The organism is Achromobacter sp. (assembly GCF_036567245.1).
Classification (GTDB): domain Bacteria; phylum Pseudomonadota; class Gammaproteobacteria; order Burkholderiales; family Burkholderiaceae_B; genus Achromobacter.
The window spans coordinates 1-1728 of sequence record NZ_DATCUY010000629.1 but is presented as its reverse complement, the minus strand read 5'-3'; the positions used below and the strand labels follow the sequence as shown (position 1 = coordinate 1728).

Annotated in this window: 2 protein-coding genes and 1 pseudogene; all 3 read right to left on the bottom strand. The window is 64.8% G+C overall.

The genetic code is table 11. From position 1 onward, the window contains the following. Positions 1–632 (bottom strand): annotated as a pseudogene (locus tag VIR09_RS26765) (hypothetical protein); the annotation flags it as partial. Between the two features lie 146 nt (positions 633–778). After that, positions 779–1264, bottom strand: a complete 486-nt coding sequence (gene ispF / locus VIR09_RS26760; RefSeq protein ID WP_105555151.1) for a 2-C-methyl-D-erythritol 2,4-cyclodiphosphate synthase — start codon at positions 1262–1264, stop codon at positions 779–781. Beyond that, on the bottom strand, positions 1261–1728 hold a 468-nt coding region (locus VIR09_RS26755), incomplete at its 5' end, for a 2-C-methyl-D-erythritol 4-phosphate cytidylyltransferase (protein ID WP_332015613.1). The genes ispF and VIR09_RS26755, both read right to left, overlap by 4 nt.

Genomic DNA, 1728 nt, shown 5'->3' with positions numbered 1-1728 from the left:
AGTCCGCCGGCGGGCGCCGCCGCGCCGGACGGCTTCGAACCCACATTCGACTCGATGGTGAAATCCGCGATGCCGAACGTGCCCACGTCATACGCCATGATGCCGATTTCGGAACCCACCGCGGGCGAATCGGTGACGTCGCCGATGATCTGGCCATTCACGACGAACCGGGCAGCGCCCGGAAGCTCGACCACTTTCATGCGGTCGGAACCATCCAGTTTCGCCAGATTAGGCACCGACGCGATATCGCGTCGCTTCTGGCCTTCCAGGCAGAACAGCAACGTATTCTTGTCGGCCGTGATCTCAAGCAGGCACAAGCTCTTGGCGGCGCGGTTATTCAGCACGACGCCGATGGAGGCTTTCGGATTCTGCGAATTGACGACCACATTGACGTCGGTCACGCGGCCCGTTTCGGGCGCCGGCCCCACATTGAGATACAGCGTCTGTTCGCTGCCCGGCGTCGCCGTATTGCGCAAGCTGAACCAGCCGTCTTGCACGCCGGCGGTCCAGCCTTGCAGCAGTTGCTGCCTGACCGTGCCGGCCAGCGGGCCAAGCTGTTGTTCAAACTCGGCGTGTGCAGCCGAGCTGAATGCACCTAGGACGAAAATCAGGGCGACGCCGCGTAAATGCATCCGAATGTCTCTGTGGTCGAAATTGAAGAGCGGAGAATATGCCAGATCAATTCGACCCGCTTATTTATTTGTTAAAGATGTATTCCAAAGTAAATAAGCCGGGAATTCATGTGCATCGCGCTGGGGCCGCCGGGTTCCTCCCCGGCTCAGGCGCGGGCCAGCAGGGCCACGACGGTAGCCGCGATGCCTTCCTTGCGGCCCAGATAACCCAGGCCCTCGTTCGTCTTTGCCTTGATGTTGACTTCGGTCTCGGCCAGACCGGTATCCGCGGCGATGTTCTTCACCATGGCCGGCGCATGCGGGCCGATCTTGGGCGCTTGCGCGTGCAGAGTGGCATCGATGTTCACCGGCGCCCAGCCGGCGCTGCGCACCCGCGCCATCGCCTCGCGCAGCAGCACGCGGCTGTCCGCGCCCTTGAAAGCCGGATCGGTATCCGGAAAATGCCGGCCGATGTCGCCCAGGCCCGCCGCGCCCAGCAGCGCGTCGGTGATCGCGTGCAGCAGGACGTCCGCATCGGAATGCCCCAGCAGGCCGTGCGTGTGCGGGATCGTGACCCCGCCGATGATCAGCGGGCGGCCTTCGACCAGCGCGTGCACGTCAAAGCCCTGCCCGACGCGAAAAGGAATGCTCATAGCCATTTTTCCATCAGTTCGAAATCATCCGGCCACGTCACCTTGAAGTTGCGCAAGGCGCCCGGAACCAATAACGGCGCATATCCGGCCGCCTCAAGGGCTGAAGCCTCGTCGGTGACGGTCACGCCATTCACGGAGGCCGCCGTCAGCGCATCGCGCAGCACGCCGGCCCGAAACATCTGCGGCGTCTGCGCCAGCCACAAGCCATTGCGGTCCAGGGTGCGCTCGACCCGCTCGTGGCCGCCCTTGACCGTATCGGCAACGGGCAACGCCAGCAAACCGCCAACGGGGTCGGCCAGGCAGGCGTCGATCAGGCGGCGCAGCGCGGCTGCCGGCAGGCCGGGACGAGCCGCGTCATGAACCAGCACCCAGGCATCGTCTGCCACCCCGCTGTCGGCCAACGCACCGGCAACGGTGTCGGCCCGGGTCGTGCCGCCGCAGGCGCGCCATACCGTCCGAGGCAG

Bases quoted from the DNA above. Each gene is read 5' to 3' on its own strand.
- ispF (WP_105555151.1), bottom strand. From the start codon at position 1,264: ATGAGCATTCCTTTTCGCGTCGGGCAGGGCTTTGACGTGCACGCGCTG.